This window comes from Halomonas marinisediminis, from assembly GCF_004347715.1.
GTDB lineage: Bacteria > Pseudomonadota > Gammaproteobacteria > Pseudomonadales > Halomonadaceae > Halomonas > Halomonas icarae.
Genome location: NZ_SLTR01000336.1, coordinates 1 through 285, shown reverse-complemented (window position 1 = coordinate 285; position 285 = coordinate 1). Strand labels below are relative to the sequence as shown.

The following is a 285-nucleotide window of genomic DNA, read 5'->3' as shown; positions in this document are numbered from 1 at the left end:
CCATGTTAGGCAATGCTTATGATTGCCGTCCAATGACACAAGATGAATGACGGCTAGCTTAGCCCTTAAGTAAATTAGTTCTCAAGTAAAGAGTAACACGATGGAATTTGAATTTATTCGCAACACTCTAATGGGTGAATACTACGTGAAGTGCAGCATGGGGCATGAAATAGTAGGGCGCTGGCTGCAAGATGAAGTGGGTAATGACTGGCAAAAAATTGAACAGGTTGAGCAGCTTATAGTTCAAGCACTGACTAACCCTCAACAGGAACACTTTTTGTTAGG

1 protein-coding gene is annotated in these 285 nt (G+C 42.1%); it reads left to right on the top strand.

The window, feature by feature from the left end:
- Positions 1 to 100 precede the first annotated feature (100 nt).
- Positions 101 to 285 (top strand): YacL family protein (locus E0702_RS16905; protein ID WP_165927605.1); only part of this gene is annotated, 185 nt, incomplete at its 3' end.